At 51.1% G+C, this 15,328-nt stretch carries 17 protein-coding genes and 1 pseudogene; 9 read left to right on the top strand and 9 right to left on the bottom strand.

The window, feature by feature from the left end; genetic code table 11:
- Positions 1 to 19: 19 nt before the first annotated feature.
- The 9 genes and pseudogenes from JOD24_RS09400 to JOD24_RS09360 all read right to left on the bottom strand — a co-directional run bounded on the left by JOD24_RS09400 (position 20) and on the right by JOD24_RS09360 (position 8,559).
- Complete coding sequence (locus JOD24_RS09400) at positions 20 to 652, bottom strand: winged helix-turn-helix domain-containing protein (protein ID WP_429246792.1); 633 nt, start codon at positions 650 to 652, stop codon at positions 20 to 22.
- 75 nt (positions 653 to 727) lie between these two features.
- Positions 728 to 1,471 carry a 3-oxoacyl-ACP reductase family protein gene (locus JOD24_RS09395; RefSeq protein WP_429246791.1) on the bottom strand — a complete coding sequence of 248 codons (744 nt, stop codon included), beginning with the start codon at positions 1,469 to 1,471 and terminating at the stop codon, positions 728 to 730.
- 4 nt (positions 1,472 to 1,475) lie between these two features.
- Positions 1,476 to 2,084: a hypothetical protein gene (locus JOD24_RS09390; RefSeq protein WP_429246790.1), complete on the bottom strand. Its 609-nt coding sequence runs from the start codon at positions 2,082 to 2,084 to the stop codon at positions 1,476 to 1,478.
- Positions 2,081 to 4,309: an MMPL family transporter gene (locus tag JOD24_RS09385; protein WP_429246789.1), complete on the bottom strand. Its 2,229-nt coding sequence runs from the start codon at positions 4,307 to 4,309 to the stop codon at positions 2,081 to 2,083. The genes JOD24_RS09390 and JOD24_RS09385 overlap by 4 nt, the downstream gene beginning before the upstream one ends.
- Entirely contained in the window at positions 4,282 to 4,989 is a 708-nt protein-coding gene (locus JOD24_RS09380) for a tetratricopeptide repeat protein (RefSeq protein ID WP_429246824.1), read from the bottom strand. Before JOD24_RS09380 ends, JOD24_RS09385 begins: the two co-directional genes overlap by 28 nt.
- A gap of 135 nt (positions 4,990 to 5,124) precedes the next feature.
- Positions 5,125 to 5,499, bottom strand: a pseudogene (locus JOD24_RS09375) (lysophospholipid acyltransferase family protein); the annotation flags it as partial.
- Between the two features lie 103 nt (positions 5,500 to 5,602).
- Complete coding sequence (ribB, locus tag JOD24_RS09370) at positions 5,603 to 6,244, bottom strand: 3,4-dihydroxy-2-butanone-4-phosphate synthase (protein ID WP_429246788.1); 642 nt, start codon at positions 6,242 to 6,244, stop codon at positions 5,603 to 5,605.
- 353 nt (positions 6,245 to 6,597) lie between these two features.
- Positions 6,598 to 7,356, bottom strand: coding sequence for an SDR family NAD(P)-dependent oxidoreductase (locus tag JOD24_RS09365; protein WP_429246787.1), 759 nt, complete (start codon positions 7,354 to 7,356; stop codon positions 6,598 to 6,600).
- 6 nt (positions 7,357 to 7,362) lie between these two features.
- Entirely contained in the window at positions 7,363 to 8,559 is a 1,197-nt protein-coding gene (locus tag JOD24_RS09360) for a hypothetical protein (protein WP_429246786.1), read from the bottom strand.
- Between the two features lie 252 nt (positions 8,560 to 8,811).
- Between JOD24_RS09360 and JOD24_RS09355 the strand changes: the two genes are divergently transcribed.
- Genes JOD24_RS09355 through JOD24_RS09315 form a run of 9 tightly spaced genes read left to right on the top strand, consistent with a single transcriptional unit; the run spans position 8,812 to position 15,326 of the window.
- Positions 8,812 to 9,405, top strand: coding sequence for a TetR/AcrR family transcriptional regulator (locus tag JOD24_RS09355; RefSeq protein WP_380162913.1), 594 nt, complete (start codon positions 8,812 to 8,814; stop codon positions 9,403 to 9,405).
- A gap of 26 nt (positions 9,406 to 9,431) precedes the next feature.
- Positions 9,432 to 10,340 carry a 1,2-phenylacetyl-CoA epoxidase subunit PaaA gene (paaA, locus tag JOD24_RS09350; RefSeq protein ID WP_429246821.1) on the top strand — a complete coding sequence of 303 codons (909 nt, stop codon included), beginning with the start codon at positions 9,432 to 9,434 and terminating at the stop codon, positions 10,338 to 10,340.
- Positions 10,341 to 10,364: 24 nt separating this feature from the next.
- On the top strand, positions 10,365 to 10,748 hold the full coding sequence (locus JOD24_RS09345; protein WP_380162914.1) for a phenylacetic acid degradation protein: 384 nt from the start codon (positions 10,365 to 10,367) through the stop codon (positions 10,746 to 10,748).
- Positions 10,745 to 11,539, top strand: coding sequence for a 1,2-phenylacetyl-CoA epoxidase subunit PaaC (gene paaC / locus JOD24_RS09340; protein ID WP_380162915.1), 795 nt, complete (start codon positions 10,745 to 10,747; stop codon positions 11,537 to 11,539). The genes JOD24_RS09345 and paaC overlap by 4 nt, the downstream gene beginning before the upstream one ends.
- Before the next feature lie 12 nt (positions 11,540 to 11,551).
- A complete protein-coding gene (gene paaD, locus JOD24_RS09335) occupies positions 11,552 to 12,031 on the top strand; it encodes a 1,2-phenylacetyl-CoA epoxidase subunit PaaD (RefSeq protein ID WP_429246785.1) in 480 nt (159 codons plus the stop codon).
- Positions 12,032 to 12,049: 18 nt separating this feature from the next.
- Complete coding sequence (locus JOD24_RS09330) at positions 12,050 to 13,366, top strand: phenylacetate--CoA ligase family protein (RefSeq protein ID WP_429246784.1); 1,317 nt, start codon at positions 12,050 to 12,052, stop codon at positions 13,364 to 13,366.
- Positions 13,367 to 13,424: 58 nt separating this feature from the next.
- Entirely contained in the window at positions 13,425 to 13,736 is a 312-nt protein-coding gene (locus tag JOD24_RS09325) for an EthD family reductase (RefSeq protein WP_380162918.1), read from the top strand.
- Positions 13,737 to 13,738: 2 nt separating this feature from the next.
- Positions 13,739 to 14,596 (top strand): 3-hydroxyacyl-CoA dehydrogenase NAD-binding domain-containing protein, encoded by an 858-nt coding sequence (locus tag JOD24_RS09320; RefSeq protein WP_380162919.1) that lies wholly within the window; start codon positions 13,739 to 13,741, stop codon positions 14,594 to 14,596.
- The gene (locus JOD24_RS09315; RefSeq protein WP_380162920.1) at positions 14,586 to 15,326 is read left to right on the top strand and encodes a 3-hydroxyacyl-CoA dehydrogenase family protein; all 741 of its coding nucleotides are present in this window, start codon (positions 14,586 to 14,588) and stop codon (positions 15,324 to 15,326) included. The genes JOD24_RS09320 and JOD24_RS09315 overlap by 11 nt, the downstream gene beginning before the upstream one ends.
- Positions 15,327 to 15,328 lie beyond the last annotated feature (2 nt).

Raw genomic sequence — 15,328 nt, 5'->3', positions numbered from 1 at the left:
ACGCACACTCCTTTCAAACTTACAGAATTTTATATCCGACGCCCCTCTCGGTAACCAAAATCTTTGGTCTTTTGGGTGAGTCTTCGACTTTTTCCCTCAGCTTGCTAATATAAACATAAAGTGAATTCAAATCGGGCAATTCAGCGTCTTGGATTAGATCTGTCGAAGAAACGGCTTGACCCCTGTGGAGGGTCAGAAGATAGAGAAGTTTGAATTCGATCGTGGAAAGGTGGGATCGTTCCCCACGTTTGTCAATACAGTGGCCAGCAATGTCAAAAAACGTATCCGAATTCAATCGAATGGTTTTTTGCCCGGGATACAACGCTTGAAACAGTTTACTTAAAGGGGTGTGCATGAAAATAGCAGCATTTTCCCGTGTGACAAAATGAGACACAGTTTGGTTGTTTGAACTGAAAATCAATATGGCAACCTTGCAATCATGGGACAACTCTTTCCATAGATGAAAGTCACTTTCATCCGGCTCCGGAAAATCAAGCATCAAGGAGATACATCCCTTCTTGGTAAGGGCGGGTTTTATATCCATTGGGCTTTTAACAACGACCACTTGAATCCCGTCGTGTTGGAACAAATGGGTAATCAGTTGAATTAACCAAGTGTTTCCCGAATATAAAATGATGTGTTTGTTTTCCATCAGACCACCAATATTATATTATATTTTCGATATAATATAACATATGGAAGTATCTAATGTCCATTTTTAGTGATTTTAGTATTTAATCCCACCATCTACCCGGATCACTTCCCCGTTTACATAATCCCCTAAACAGGAAGCCAGAAACAAAACAACATGAGAGACTTCCTTTGCGGAACCGGGTCGTTGCATCATGGTTGATTCCACCTTTTGTTTCATGATTTCTTCCGGTACTTTCAAGGTCATCTCGGTTTTAATGGGGCCGGGTGACACCACATTGGCTGTAATTCCTTTGGAACTGTATTCCTGAGCAATCGACTTGGTCAGACCGATGATTCCTGCCTTGGAGGCAGAGTAATTTGCTTGGCCTGCATTCCCTAAAAGACCGCAGATGGATGAGATATTGATAATCTTACCCGAACGTTGGCGCAACATTTTGCGAAGTGAATATTTGCTGGATAGAAAGGGTCCCCGGAGGTTTGTGCGAATTACCTTATCCCAACTTTCAGCCGGCATCTGGATCAGTAAAGAATCACGAGTAATTCCGGCATTGTTAACCAATACATCCACTTGTCCATACTTGTGACAGGTAAATTCGATTAATTCCTGTGCTTGTTTTTCGTCGGCGATGTCCGCTCTATAAATATCTGCAATTCCCCCGTTCCGGCGGATCTGTTGCAATGTGGATTCAGCTTCTTCCTTATTCTTTACATAATTGATCACCACGCTTGCACCTTCTTTACTCAAGGTGCAAGCGATCTGTCTTCCGATTCCCCGTGATCCACCGGTAACCACCACGGTTTTGTCCCGTAACATCATGGAATCAAGCCTCCTGGAGTTCTGCGATGAGCAGTTTCAATTTTTTTGTGAAATCGGGCATCGGAGAAGACGATAATAATGGAGTAAGGACCAGTCGGCCTTTTCCGGAACCGATGGGTAGTATAAACCCTTCAAAGGAGGTACTGGTGATCAGGTTGGATTGTTGTTGAAAAGAGATAACTTTTTGATTGAAATGCCAGTATTGCTTGAATAAGTTCACCAGAACCTGATTACAAATTTCCGGAAGCCAATCATATGGATCGATTTGAATATCCATAAGTGGGGAATCGCTTTTTTGTAGAGTCAGGCGTTCTCTCGGATAATTGAGAACTTCTTCTTCGAATACGGGTATCGTTAACGGTTGTTCGGGATCTGTGAGCGAAGTGATAATGGTTCCACCCCGACACAAGAATTGATGTATCCGTTGCCTTTGTAATGGAGTGGGCAGAATTTCTTTTAGCCTGAAAGATTGGGAAGAGGGACCAGATTCCCAATAAATTCGGTTCCCCACAGCATGAATGACCAGGATATCTTCGGTTTGAAAATGAATGTCTGTGTCGGGAGTCCATTCGTTCAAATCGTTGAATGTTGGTAGCCCAATCGTGTAAATCATACGGCCTCACCTTTTATTTTTCTTGACCTGATGAACGGTAGCCACCAGTTTGCACTCCCCAGCAAACGCATCGAAGTTGGAACCAATACGGAACGGACCAGCGTGGCATCCAACAGGATGGATATGGCCAAGCCGAAACCCAGTTCAGCGACGATTCGGATCTTCACCAGGGAAAAAGCGGCAAACACAGCAATCATGATCGCAGCCGCTCCGTTCACCAAGCCAGCGGTGGCCGCTATTCCTTTGGCCACACTCTCCCGGTTGGAAAAACCGGCTTCATGGAACTCACGCATTCGACTGATAATCAATACTTCATAGTCCATACTCAAACCGAACAATACGGCAAAGAGAACAACGGGGGTGACGGAGTTAATAGTGGAGCCTTCGCCGTCAAGAAATAAATAGACGAGCAATCCTAGGCTGGCCAGCATAACAAGGCTGTTCAACATCAATGCCTTCAGCGGAATTAGCAGGGATCGGAAAGTGATTACCAGGATAAAGAAACTGATCGCGAGAACGGTGACGATGATATAGGGGAAGCTGCCGATGACACGTTGGTCAAAGTCCAAGCCTGTAGCTGTTTCTCCTCCAACATGATATTGAAATGTTTGAATGGTTTCATGATCCAATACCTGTCGGACCTCTTTCACCAGATCATGGGTGGCTTTGCTGTCTGCTGGTGTCTTGGCTGACACGAGAAGGATCGCGGTATCTTGGCCACGATTCAGGTTTACAAGATTGGACAACTGATTTTGTGCATCATCAGGAAGAGAGTCGGTGTTTTTATAAATTCGTTTATACTGATCAAGCTTCCAATCCTTGTTCCAGTTGGTTAAACTGGTCACTTCTTTAACATTGTCCAGCTTCTCTATCTTTCTTGTAACGGAATCAATATCTTCCAAACTGTCCGGTGAAAGGATATTTCCGTTTTTGGATCGCATGGCGACCTCGATGGGGAAGACATCTCCCTGGCCGAATTCACCGGCCAATACTTCAAATCCGTCTCGGGCGGTGTTATTTTCAGGTAAAATCGAGGCGGAGGCTACCGGAACCTGCATTTTGACCTGTTGGACCGGCCAAGAAAATACCAGCAACAGTAAAATAACTGGGATCAGGAACAGAACTGGGCGTTTCATTAGACGGTGGGAGAAAGATTCCCAGCGGGATCGTGACTTTTTTCTTTGCAGAAAGGGGATGGCACCCCAATTGATTTTTGTTCCCATCAAGACCAACACAGAAGGCAACAGGGTGTTGGCAACCAAAACGGAGAAGATAACAACAACCACCCCGCCAATGGCGATGGAATTGAAAATCATGATATTTGGTAAAAATAGGGACGAAAGACTGATGGCAACGGTGACTCCGGAGAAAAACACCGCTCTTCCGGCAGTCATTACAGAAATCCGGACCGCTTTTTTCGATTCATACTTTTGTAATTCCTGACGGAAGCGACTCATCAGGAACAGGCAGTAATCCACCACCACGCCGAGTCCGATCATACTGACCGCATTGGTTAGCAATATATTGAGAGTGACCTGATCGGCGATGAAATAACAGACAGCCATGGTGGTACCCAGGGCAAAGGCGATCATGATCAGAGGGACAACGGTTGATGCCGCTGTTCCCAGTACGACCAGTAGAATGAGAATCATGGCCGGGATGGCGATGATTTCTGCCTTGGTGACTTCTTGTTTGGTGGCATCATTGAGGGCATAGGTGAGTGAGGGGCCGCCGGTGACCCACCATTTAAAGTTTTTTAATTCGCTCCCGCCTTGTTGGGTCAGTTGTTCACTCAGCTTAGGTACCAAGTTGTTGGCTTGATTCTCTGTTCCCTCAATCCCGATCATTAAAAAGGTTTTCTTTTGATCTTTGGAAACCAGCTTCTCATTTTTTGTCTCATAGTAAGTTTCCACGGAGGCAACAAGATCATTTTGCTGGATAATTTGTTTTGCTCCGTCGACAGCTTCTTTAAATACAGGGTCGGATACAGAATATTTTTTGTTGCTTATTACCAAGATCAGGGTTTGTGGGTGTCTGTTTTCAAATTTTTTTTCCAAAACCTCTTTGGTTGTGGCGGATTCGCTGTTGGGGTCGTTAAAACCTCCTGCGGACAGGGAATCAGGCAATTGAACGGCGAAATAAGCCGAGGACAGTAACAAAATGATCCAAGTTCCAATAATTTTCCTGGGGTGTTCGGTTACGATTTTTGCGAGCCATTTAAACATGAGAGATCCAACCTACTTTCAAAATGATAATCGATACGCAGTAGACAGGAGGCTGCTTCTAACTTTCTTCGCAAGTCCTCTGGTCTTTTGGATTCCAAGTTCACCACCTGCAAGTAGCTGTTTGCAGCTTCTTCGATTAACCCAAGTTTCAGTTGACAATTTGCTAAACCCATGTACAGGAAGATTTCAGTTGGATCCAATTGAACCGATTTTGTATATTCAGAAATGGCCGTCTGTTTACTCCCTCCCATCCAGGGGGGCATATACAGATGCCACATGCCCAGAGCATAATGGGCATGGGCATAATCTTGGTTAAGTTGAATGGTTTTCTCGAAAATTCTTTTGGATCTTCTTGCTAATAAGGCCTTTTGTAATGGATTGTTGCTGATCAACGAAAGCCTTCCCAATGCACGCCCGTATTCAAATAGAGCAGATACATGGGTTGGATCCCTTTTTAGCAGGACTCGGCAAATATAGAGAGCTCTTCGATAACAAATCTCTTCCGGTAAGGGATCGCGCTGTTTCCGTCGGATCCCCCGTTCGTTCCAACCAGTTGCCGCTTTTACCAATTCCTCGGCAGACATGTCCAGCTCTGTATCGCCAATTGTAACCTCCACAGGGATTCCCGGTAATTGTTCTCCTGTTAAACGGACGACTTCCTCCATCACCTGATGGGCCATTTGGTTTGCATTCACTTTGGATAGGTTCTGTTGATGGAAGTAAAAAGGTTTTCCGATTCGGATCTTGGAACGGATCAAGCGGGGAATTCGCTTTCCTTTCGGCAAAGTGTCAAATGACCCTGACAATCCAATGGGGAGGATAGGTACTTTTCCGAGCAATGCGAGTTTAATGGGACCGGACTTTACAGGCATCAGATGACCGGTCGGGCTTCTGGTCCCTTCTGGGTAAATAACGACAACCTTTCCATCCCGAAGATATTGCAACACGGATCGAAGTGCTTTAGTGTCTGTTGAACTTCGGTCAAGAGGAATGCACCCTAGAGAGATATGCCACAACCTAGAGATCGGTGTTCCGAAGGCTTCTTTTTTTGTTAAGTAATAAACTTCCGTCTTGCAGAAGGTTTTCAGGACGGTGCTGATTAAAAAGTGATCGAGATAACTGGAGTGGTTAGCGACAATGATAAAGGGCCCCTTTTTAGGGACGTGATCAATTCCTTCAAAGCGGCCCATAAAGAAGATCCGGGTGAAGAGGATGACTACAAATTTAAACAGGGATCCGAGCCGATCTAAAAGTATTCCTTGTTTCATTTTGATTCGCCTCGCTCGTTATCGCTCAAACATTGACCAGGGGACTTCGGTCATATTTTGAACGATATTGATACAAGTCGGCGATGGTGATATACGGGATGTGGTATTGATCACGGAGTCGGAATAGATCCGGCTGTCTCGCCATCGTTCCGTCTTCATTGATAATTTCCACAATCACCCCCGCCGGCTGATACCCAGCCAAACGAATCAAATCCGTGGTCGCTTCAGTATGACCGGTTCGAGTGAAAATCCCACCTTCCCGTGCGATCAGTGGGAAAATATGGCCAGGCCGAACGAAATCATGGGGTTGTGTATCGTCTTGGACTACCAATTGAACGGTTTTTGCACGGTCCCATGCGGAAATCCCGGTTGTAACACCATGACGAGGGTGGGCATCGACAGAAACTGTGAATGCGGTTGACATTACTTCTTCGTTTTTATCCACCATGGGGTGAAATTGAAGTCGTTGGGCAATGTTTGAGGCGATAGGCATACAAACCAATCCTTTGCCATGGGTGATCATAAAATTGATGGTTTCGGGGCGGATCAACTCAGCGATAGCAACAAAATCCCCTTCGTTTTCACGATCTTCGTCATCGGAGACAATGATCAGATGTCCTTTTGACAATGTTTCCAAAGCTGTTTCGACAGAATCAAATTTGGACAATGTATTCACCCTTTCTAGACTATTCACTATTGAGGCTACACAAGGAAGGAAATAAAATAAATGCTCTTTTAGTTAAGATATCCCAAATTTTATTAAGGTTTAAGTATGGGTGAATGACAGGCGTGTTGATTCGCCATATTTTAGGTGGGGAGATCGTGTTCACCCACGCGACCGTTGTACCCACAGGGCACAAGTCTCACCAGGGTCGCTTTCGCTCCCGGGTTTCGCTATGGCAGACACAATTCTTTTCCGCCGCTCATTTTCTAGTTAATCAACAGCTTTGGATCGGGATTATAGAAGAAGCGGAATTTGCAGATGAACCCCCCGCTGCGGAGGAAGCGGGGGGGTTCTCTTCAAAAATTTCCCCGGGACTGTCCGCCGTCGACGGGGAGGGTGGTGCCTACGACCCAGGAGGCTTTGTCGGAGGCGAGGAAGAGGGCGACGTGGGCCACTTCCTCAGGCTTGCCGAAGCGGCCCGCTGGGATTTCCCGATGGACGAAGGCTTTGATTTGGTCGGGATTTTCCTCCAGTCGCCTTTGCCAGTTGCTGGTGGGGTGGAGGATGGAACCTGGGGCGATGCCGTTGACACGGACCCCGTGGGGGATCGCTTCATCGGCGAGGGCTTTGGTGAAACTGATCACCGCCGCTTTGGCGTTGTTGTAGCTCACCTTTCCGCCGGATTCCCGCCCGTAGATGGAGGAAATATTGAGGATGCAGCCGCTTTTCTTCTTCCTCATTGCATCAAAGGCGAGCCGGCTGAAATGGACAGTGGAGAAATAGTTGAGCTCCATTGCCTGTTCAAACAGATCCAGGTCGGTTTCCGCCACTGTTCCGCCATTGCTACCCCCTACGTTGTTCACCAGCACATCGATGGTGCCGAAATCCTCCAACAGTTGCCGGAAGACCCGTTCCCGGTCTTCCTTTTGCATGAAATCCCCATCGTAGACGGAGACGCCACCGAGCTCTTCGCTGGCCTCGGTCAAGGAGGCCCGGTTTCGGGCGGCGATGGCTACCTGAGCTCCTTCATCTTTGAATGCCTTGGCAATCGCTTTGCCGATTCCTTTGGAACCCCCTGTGATAAATACGACACGGTTTTTCAAACCAAGGTCCATCGAACATCATCCTTTCATAGTTGGCTCTTGATGGGTGGAATCGTGGAACATAGAGTTCGGTAGAGGTATAGGCAGATACGACCAAACGATCATGTAATAAAAGGGACTGGACAGACAGAATACTATAAACGAGCCGAAGCACGAGAGGAAAGTTTCTTTAATATCGATCGCTCCAAAAGCATAGGCAAAAACTGTAACCCAAAACAAGACCCCAAAGGTCAAGATGATATGAATCACAGTTTTCCAAAATCGGATTCGTTTCAGTCGGCAGAGAAAGGCGACATAGGATCCGACCATTCCGATGAGGGGTAAACCCCAGGCGAAGATAGAATCCGGAGCAAACCATTCCTGGGTACTCCCGTACAAAGTCAATCCAAACAGCAACGCCTGTCCAATGTAGATGGCCCCATAAGGGATCGACTTTCGCTTTACCTTTTGCTCCCTCGATTGTTGTTCTGTCCATTCCAAATAGGCTTTGCCGTAGCGCTTGGGAGTTTTGTGTGTTCTAGTGATGGGAATGAACTCTTCGATGCGACCCCGAAAATCTAAAGGTTTGCACTCCAACGGACCTTCTTCTAGTGTCTCCACCTTCTTCTGGTGCGGAACAAAGGTCAAGTCGTACTCTGTAATCCACATGGGGACGTCAAACTTCTGCAGCCGGGTCAACAGATCGTCAATCAATTCTGCCTCTCCGGCAAGAGTGTTCGTTTTTTTTGTTCCTCCCGCTTCATAAACAAAATGAACTGCTGGATAATAAAGATAGCGTTTTACTTGAAGCGAGCCTGGGTCATCATTCGGTATCTCTCTGGTTTTCGGTGCCACCACACATTTCAGGATGTTGGAAAAAGGAATACTTCCTTTCTCGTAGTTTTTGGTTTGCCGGTTATAAGCGTCATAGAGGATCGCATTCTCCGTGATACTCATCCCACCGGGCTTTCGGTAGTTGGACAAGGTTTCCCTAAAAAGCTTGACACCCTCAATTGCACCCCAGAGTCCCATAGGGTATCCCAAGGCAAAGCAGGAGATGATAAAAAATTGGTATTCTGGATGACTCCAATCAAACCCCACCACCGCCAAGATGGGACCGACCCACATGATCGCAATAGCCAGCACCATTAAAGTGGAGAGCGCCAGAAAACCGAGCCACTGCCACAAGGTTTTGCGGCTGTTATAGGTATGATGATCGATGTGTGGAGATTCCATCAGCTACCCTCCAATTGAACCGAGATCCATGTCTATTGTAATTCAACAGCGTTTTCAGACAAGGTGAACTTGCGTTTGCAGAGGGGCGGGATGGGGTGGGGGAGAAAAAAGATTTTGGCACGTGGGGATGATGACTTTTTCACAAGGCTTCTAGCATCGAGAATAATAATCAGACCATTGACAACATTCCTGTTGTTGTGTAATCTGAAAACAAGCAAGCGCTTGTTTTGAGTAGGTGAGGTGTTTTGCACGATGTCCCGAATCGGACGTAGGGAACAAATATTGGAAAAATCCAGTCAGTTGTTTCGCACCAAGGGATATCACGGGACGACGATCCGGGATATATCCGAAGCCAGCGGCATTCTCTCCGGAAGCTTGTATGCCCATATCAAGTCCAAGGAAGATCTTCTCTTTGAGATCACGGATCGAGGGGCGGAGTTGTTTCTCCGTTCCCTGCGGCCGGTGGTGAGGAGCGACGAGGATCCGGTGATCAAACTGCGGAAGGGGCTGGTGGCCCACATCCGGGTGATCACGGAAAATCTGGAGGCGGCGACGGTCTTCTTTCATGAATGGAAGGCGCTTACGGAGGAGCGGCGCCGGATCATCCAGGAGAAACGGGACGAGTATGAGGCGATGTGGGCGGAGTTGTTAAGCGAAGGGGTGAAGAGAGGTCGTTTCCGACTGGCCGATGAAAAGTTTGCCCGCCTGCTGATCCTGTCGGCGGCCAATGGTCTGTATCAATGGTATAACCCGCAGGGAGATCTGTCGCCGGAGGAAGTGGCAGACCGTTTTACCACCATCTTGCTGTCGGGATTCACCGGCGGCGAAGGAGGCGAGAATCGGTGAGTCTGGAGGAGCGCCATGCCCGCTTCATGGAGCGGATCCAGCGTGGCGAGAAGATCGAGGCGACGGACTGGATGCCTGAGGAGTACCGGAAGTTGCTTCTTAAACTGATTCATATGCACGGTGTTAGCGAGATCATGGGAGCTTTCCCGGAGAAAGAGTGGGTGCCCAAGGCTCCGACTCTGAAGCGGAAACTGGCGATTATGGCCAAAGTGCAGGATGAGGTGGGACATGGCCAGCTTTTGTTGCGGGTGGCGGAGGACTTGGCCGCCCCCTTGGGTAAGACCCGGGAAGATCTGATTGAGGACCTGATTGAAGGACGGGTCAAATTTCACAATGTGTTTCACATGGAGTCTCCCACTTGGGCGGATGCTGGGGTGATCGGTTGGTTGGTGGACGGGGCGGCCATCGTCAATCAAGCGGCCCTGCTCAGCACTTCCTATGGCCCTTATGCTCGGGTGTTGAAGCGAATCTGTGCGGAGGAGAGCTTTCACATGCAACACGGAGAAAACATCATCCTCGCCCTGGCTGGAGGGACCCAAATGCAGCGACAGATGTTGCAGGAGGCGGTCAACCGCTGGTGGGAATCGCTTCTCTTTTTCTTCGGTCCGGTGGAAGTGACGCCAGCGGCCCGGCGGATGCTGGATTACAAGATCCGGACGAAGACCAATGAGGAACTTCGCCAACAATTTTTAAATAAGTATGTACCGCGGATTCGCTCTCTGGGGCTGACCATTCCCGACCCGGACCTCTCCTACGATGAGAAGGAAGGCAGATGGAACTTCACCCCGCCGGATTGGGAGAAGTTCGGGGAGATTGTGAAACGGAACCGGGGTCCCAAATCGGTGGAGCGGATCGGGCTCCGGCGGTTCGCCCATGAAGAGCAGCGATGGGTTCGGGAAGCGATGGTCCGCTCTCGGGAGTTACAGAGCGTGTGATGGGGATAAAGGAGTGAAAAGAAGATGGATGACCAAAAGCGACGTGGGGAATACGACGTGTTTGAGGTGTTTGTGCAGAAGACTCAGGCAGACTTCCATGTCCATGTGGGAAGCGTGGTCGCTCCCTCCCCAGATGTAGCTCTGTTGACTGCCCGAGAAAATTTTTTGCGCAGGGAGAAAGCCGTCAATCTCTGGATTGTCCCTCGGAACGGGATTTACGCGACTTCTTATGATGAACCGGATTGGTTCGCCCGGGAGATGGATCGGCGGTATCGGGAAGTGGGGGGCTATTCGGAAAACGGACGCCTTTGGAAAATGTACCGGGAGCGAGCGTTGCATCTGGAGGATATCGTTCGGGATCTGAAGGAAACCCCATCCGGGAGTGAAGATAGGGGGGAGGCGAGATGAACATCGAACAGGCAGATCAGGCTCGGCAGGATCCCACATACCGGAAGGCGCTGGTGGAATTGTTGTATCAGTTGGCTGACGATGAGCTTTGTCTGGGACACCGGGATTCCGAGTGGCTGGGAGTGGCTCCGGACTTGGAAGGGGATGTCGCCTTTAGCTCTATTGCTCAGGATGAGGTGGGTCATGCCATATTCCATCTGGAACGGCTCCATGAGCTGGGGGAGGCGGATCCCGATACCTTGGCCTTTTCCCGTGGGCTGAATGAGCGGCGGAATGCGGTGTTGATGGAACGGCCCAATGGAGATTGGGCGAAGACGATTCTGCGTCATTTTCTCTATGATATGTTTGACGATGTCCGGACCGAGGCGCTCCTCGCTTCCAGTTACCGTCCCTTGGCGCAAGGGATGGCCAAGATCCAGCGGGAAGAGTACTATCATCTGCTGCACCTAAAGCTGTGGTTCATCCGCCTCGCCCGTGGGGGCGGGGAGGCCCGCCACCGGATGGAACAGGCGCTGGCCGAGGTGTGGCCGGAAGTGGGCGATCTGTTCTCCTTGGGGGAAGGGGAGGAGGAATTGCTCCGTCACGGCCTGATCCAATGCGGGTCGGGTGAGCTGATGCATCGCTGGGTGGAGCGGGTGAAGCCGGTCTTTCAGGAGGCGGAGCTCCTCTGGCCGGGACTTCCGCCACAACCGGAGTTGCAGGGCCGCTCGGGTGAACATACCCAAGATTTGGCGGAGATGATCAGAACCCTGTCTGAAGTATACACTTCAGACCCGGCGGCTTGCTGGTAGGGAGGGATGGAGATGAAGGAAACCATGGTTCCAGAGTTGATGGAAGCTTTGCAGGAGGTGAAGGATCCGGAGATACCCGACCTCAGCATTGTGGAGTTGGGAATGGTCAACCAGGTGACCGCGGAGGCCGGGGAGGTATGGGTGGAACTTACTCCTACCTTTGTTGGTTGCCCCGCCTTGGATTGGATTGCCGACCACGTGAAGGAAAAGTTATCCCCAGTGAAGGGAGTGGCCCAGGTGAAGGTCTCCTTTGTGATGGACCCACCCTGGACCAGCGAACGCATCACACCGGAAGGTCGGGAAAAACTGAGGGGTTTCGGGATCGCTCCGCCCCGAGCCAGAGGGGAAGATCCCATGGACCTTGCGCCGGAGTGCCCCTTCTGCGGTGCCGAGGGGGGCGAAGTGCTCAATCTGTTCGGTCCCACGGCCTGCCGGTCCATCTTTTACTGCCGCAATTGTCACCAGCCCTTTGAAGGGATGAAACCTATTTGACCGGGAGGAGGAACCTTCTTGTTTCAGCCTGAACTTGAAACCATGCCCCGGCGTGAACTGGAGAAACTCCAATTGGATCGCCTCCGGTGGACTGTGGACCGGGTATATCACCTGGTTCCCTTTTACCGGCGAAAGCTGGAGGAGACCGGGGTGCAGCCGGATAACATCCAGAGTTTAAAAGAACTTCACCACCTCCCTTTCACATATAAGAAGGATCTCAGGGATCATTATCCCTTTGGGTTGTTTGCTGTGGAGCAGGAGGAGCTGTCCCGTATTCATGCTTCCTCCGGAACTCGGGGTAAACCGACGGTGGTGGGCTATACCTCTAACGATCTCCGACATTGGGCGGAAGTTTGTGCCCGTGCCATCGTGATTGCCGGAGGGCGGGCCGGGGATGTGTTTCACAATGCTTATGGCTATGGTCTATTTACTGGGGGATTGGGATTGCACTATGGAGCGGAACGACTCGGGGCGACGGTGGTTCCTGTCTCCGGCGGCAATCGTTCCCGACAGGCGGCACTGATCCGTGATTTTCGCCCTCGGGGAATCGCAGGCACCCCCTCCTTCCTCCTCAGTCTGGGAGAAAAAATAAAGGAAGAGGGCGACCACCCTCAGAACACCGCTTTGGAATATGGGATCTGCGGCGCGGAACCTTGGACGGAGGAAATGCGGGATACTTTGGAAGCGCAGTGGGGAATCGATGCCTTGGATATCTATGGCTTGTCAGAGGTGATCGGTCCCGGAGTGGCCATGGAGTGCCGGGAAGCCAAGGAGGGGCTCCATATCGCTGAAGATCATTTTCTGGCGGAGGTGGTGGACCCTGAGACAGGGGAGCCTCTCCCGGATGGAGAGCTCGGGGAGCTGGTGTTCACCTCGCTCACCAAGGAGGCCTTCCCCGTGCTTCGCTACCGGACGGGAGATATCGCTTCTCTGCAGCGGGAACCTTGTCGCTGTGGACGCACTCATACCCGGATGTCCCGTATTAAGGGGCGGCTGGATGATATGTTGATTATCCGCGGGGTCAATCTATTCCCCTCGGAGATGGAGGCAGTGGTGTTGGGAGTGGAGGAAGTGGCTCCCCACTACCAACTGTTGGTCAGTCGGGAAGGGGGAATGGATCGGATCACTCTGGAAGTGGAGGGATCCGATAGCTTGCTCCAGTCGATGGAAGGGGGGTTCGATCCAGAGCACGAAAAATGCAAACAAATATGTAAGCGGTTGCAGGAGGTGTTGAAGGAGACCTTGGGTGTAACCACCGGTGTGACATTGAAAGCCCCGCAGTCGATCCCACGTAGCGAAGGCAAGGCTTTGCGGGTGATCGATCAGCGCAGTTGAATCGGGGATGAAGCGGGGGAAAGTCCATTCGTATATATGATGAGAAGGGGTGAGATCCATGGTGAAATTGATCGCATTGTATCGCTATCCCGAGGATCCAGAGTCTTTCGACAAACATTACGAACAGGTGCATACGCCCCTGGTGGAAAAGATGCCGGGTCTGAAAAAACTGGAGGTGACCCGAATTCAGGGAGCTCCCATGGGCGGGGAAGCTCCATATTATCTGGAAGCGGCCATGTATTTTGCGGACCGTGACGCATTGGATGCCGCTATGAACTCTCCTGCGGGGAAAGCTACCGCCAAAGATCTGATGGGCTTTGCCGGTTCTCGGGTCACCATGATGATCGGTGAAGTGGACCGGGAGGGATAAAGATGGAGGAAAAGCCCGTAACCGCTGTGCTGGGGGTGGGGACCATGGGGGCAGGAATCGCCCTGGTTCTGGCTTCCGCCGGTTATGTCGTTCACCTCTGGGATGTCGGGGAACAGACTCTGGATCAGGGAATGGATGGGCTTTCAAAACGGCTGAACCGTCAGGTGGAAAAGAGGCGGCTCTCCCAGGAAGAGGCGGATGAAACTAGGGCTCGGTTCCGACCCACTACTCGTTTGGAAGAGTTAGCCGCCGCCGACTGGGTGATCGAGGCGGTGGTGGAGCGGTTGCAGGTGAAGCGGGAGCTGTTTACCCGGCTGGAAGAGGGGATCGGGGAGGAGGCCGTGCTGGCTACCAACACCTCTTCACTTTCCATCACCGCCATTGCCTCGGCTCTGCGGCGACCGGAGCGGATGCTGGGTCTTCACTTCTTTAATCCAGCTCCGGCGATGCCCTTGGTGGAAGTGGTGAAGGGGATACGGACTGCCCCGGAAGTGGTGGAAGAGGCCGTAGGCTTTGTCCATTCCCTGGGCAAGCATCCGGTCCGGGTAAAAGATACCCCCGGGTTTCTAGTCAATCGGGTGGCCCGCCCTTTCCACTTGGAAGCTTACCGGATGGTGGGGGACGGGGTGGCAGAGAAAGAACAACTGGACCGGATTCTTCGCTCAGCAGGGTTTAAGATGGGGCCTTTTGAGTTGCAAGATCTGATCGGAATCGATATCAATTATGCCGCCTCGGTCTCCGTTTACGAAGGTTTCTTCCAAGATCCTCGTTACCGTCCTCATCCGGAGCAGCGGATGCTGATGGAGAGTGGCTCCCTCGGGCGTAAGGTGGGAAGGGGGCACTATACTTATGATGGATAAGGTGTTGCTGGTAGGCGATGGCCCCCTGGCCCAGGAGGCAGCCGCCTGTTTTCGGCAGTGGGGTGCCCAAGTGGTCCCGCAGGAGGCAGGGGAGAAGCCCGGTGAAGGGGTGACCGCCGTTATCGATGTGCTCGCTGGCCCCGTCGAGAGAAAGAGGGAGCGGTTACTTCAGGCAGAGGAGGCTGTCCCCCTTGACACCCCCATTTTCACCTCTACTCTTCATGTCAGTTGCACCCGGGTCGCCTCCTGGATGAACCGACCGGAGCAGGTGGCGGGTTTCTCCCCCCTGCTGTTGGCGACGATGGAGGTTGTGGAAGTGAGCCGCCCCTTGCAGGCGGAGGAAGATCCCAGCTGGCAAGGACGGGTACGCTGGTGGGAGCGCTGGAAGAAACGAGTGGAAATCCTGGAGGATGAACCGGGTCTGGTGTTCCCGCGCACACTAGCCTTGATGGTGAATGAGGCCGCCTATGTGCTGGCAGAAAAAGCGGCGACTGTGGAGGATATCGATCTGGCGATGAAAAAAGGAACCAACCATCCCCAGGGCCCCCTGGAGTGGGCGGATCAGGTGGGGGTGGATCAAATCCTGTGGATTTTGACAGGCCTTTTTTCCGAATTGGGAGATGATCGTTACAGGCCCGCCCCTTTGCTTCGGCGCATGGTGTATGCGGGTCGGCTGGGGCGAGCCACAGGCCGGGGGTTTTATCTATACAAAGAGGTCGGAAAGAGGTGACT

The organism is Kroppenstedtia sanguinis (assembly GCF_050433445.1).
Classification (GTDB): domain Bacteria; phylum Bacillota; class Bacilli; order Thermoactinomycetales; family DSM-45169; genus Kroppenstedtia; species Kroppenstedtia sanguinis.
This window is presented reverse-complemented; position numbering and strand designations above follow the sequence as displayed.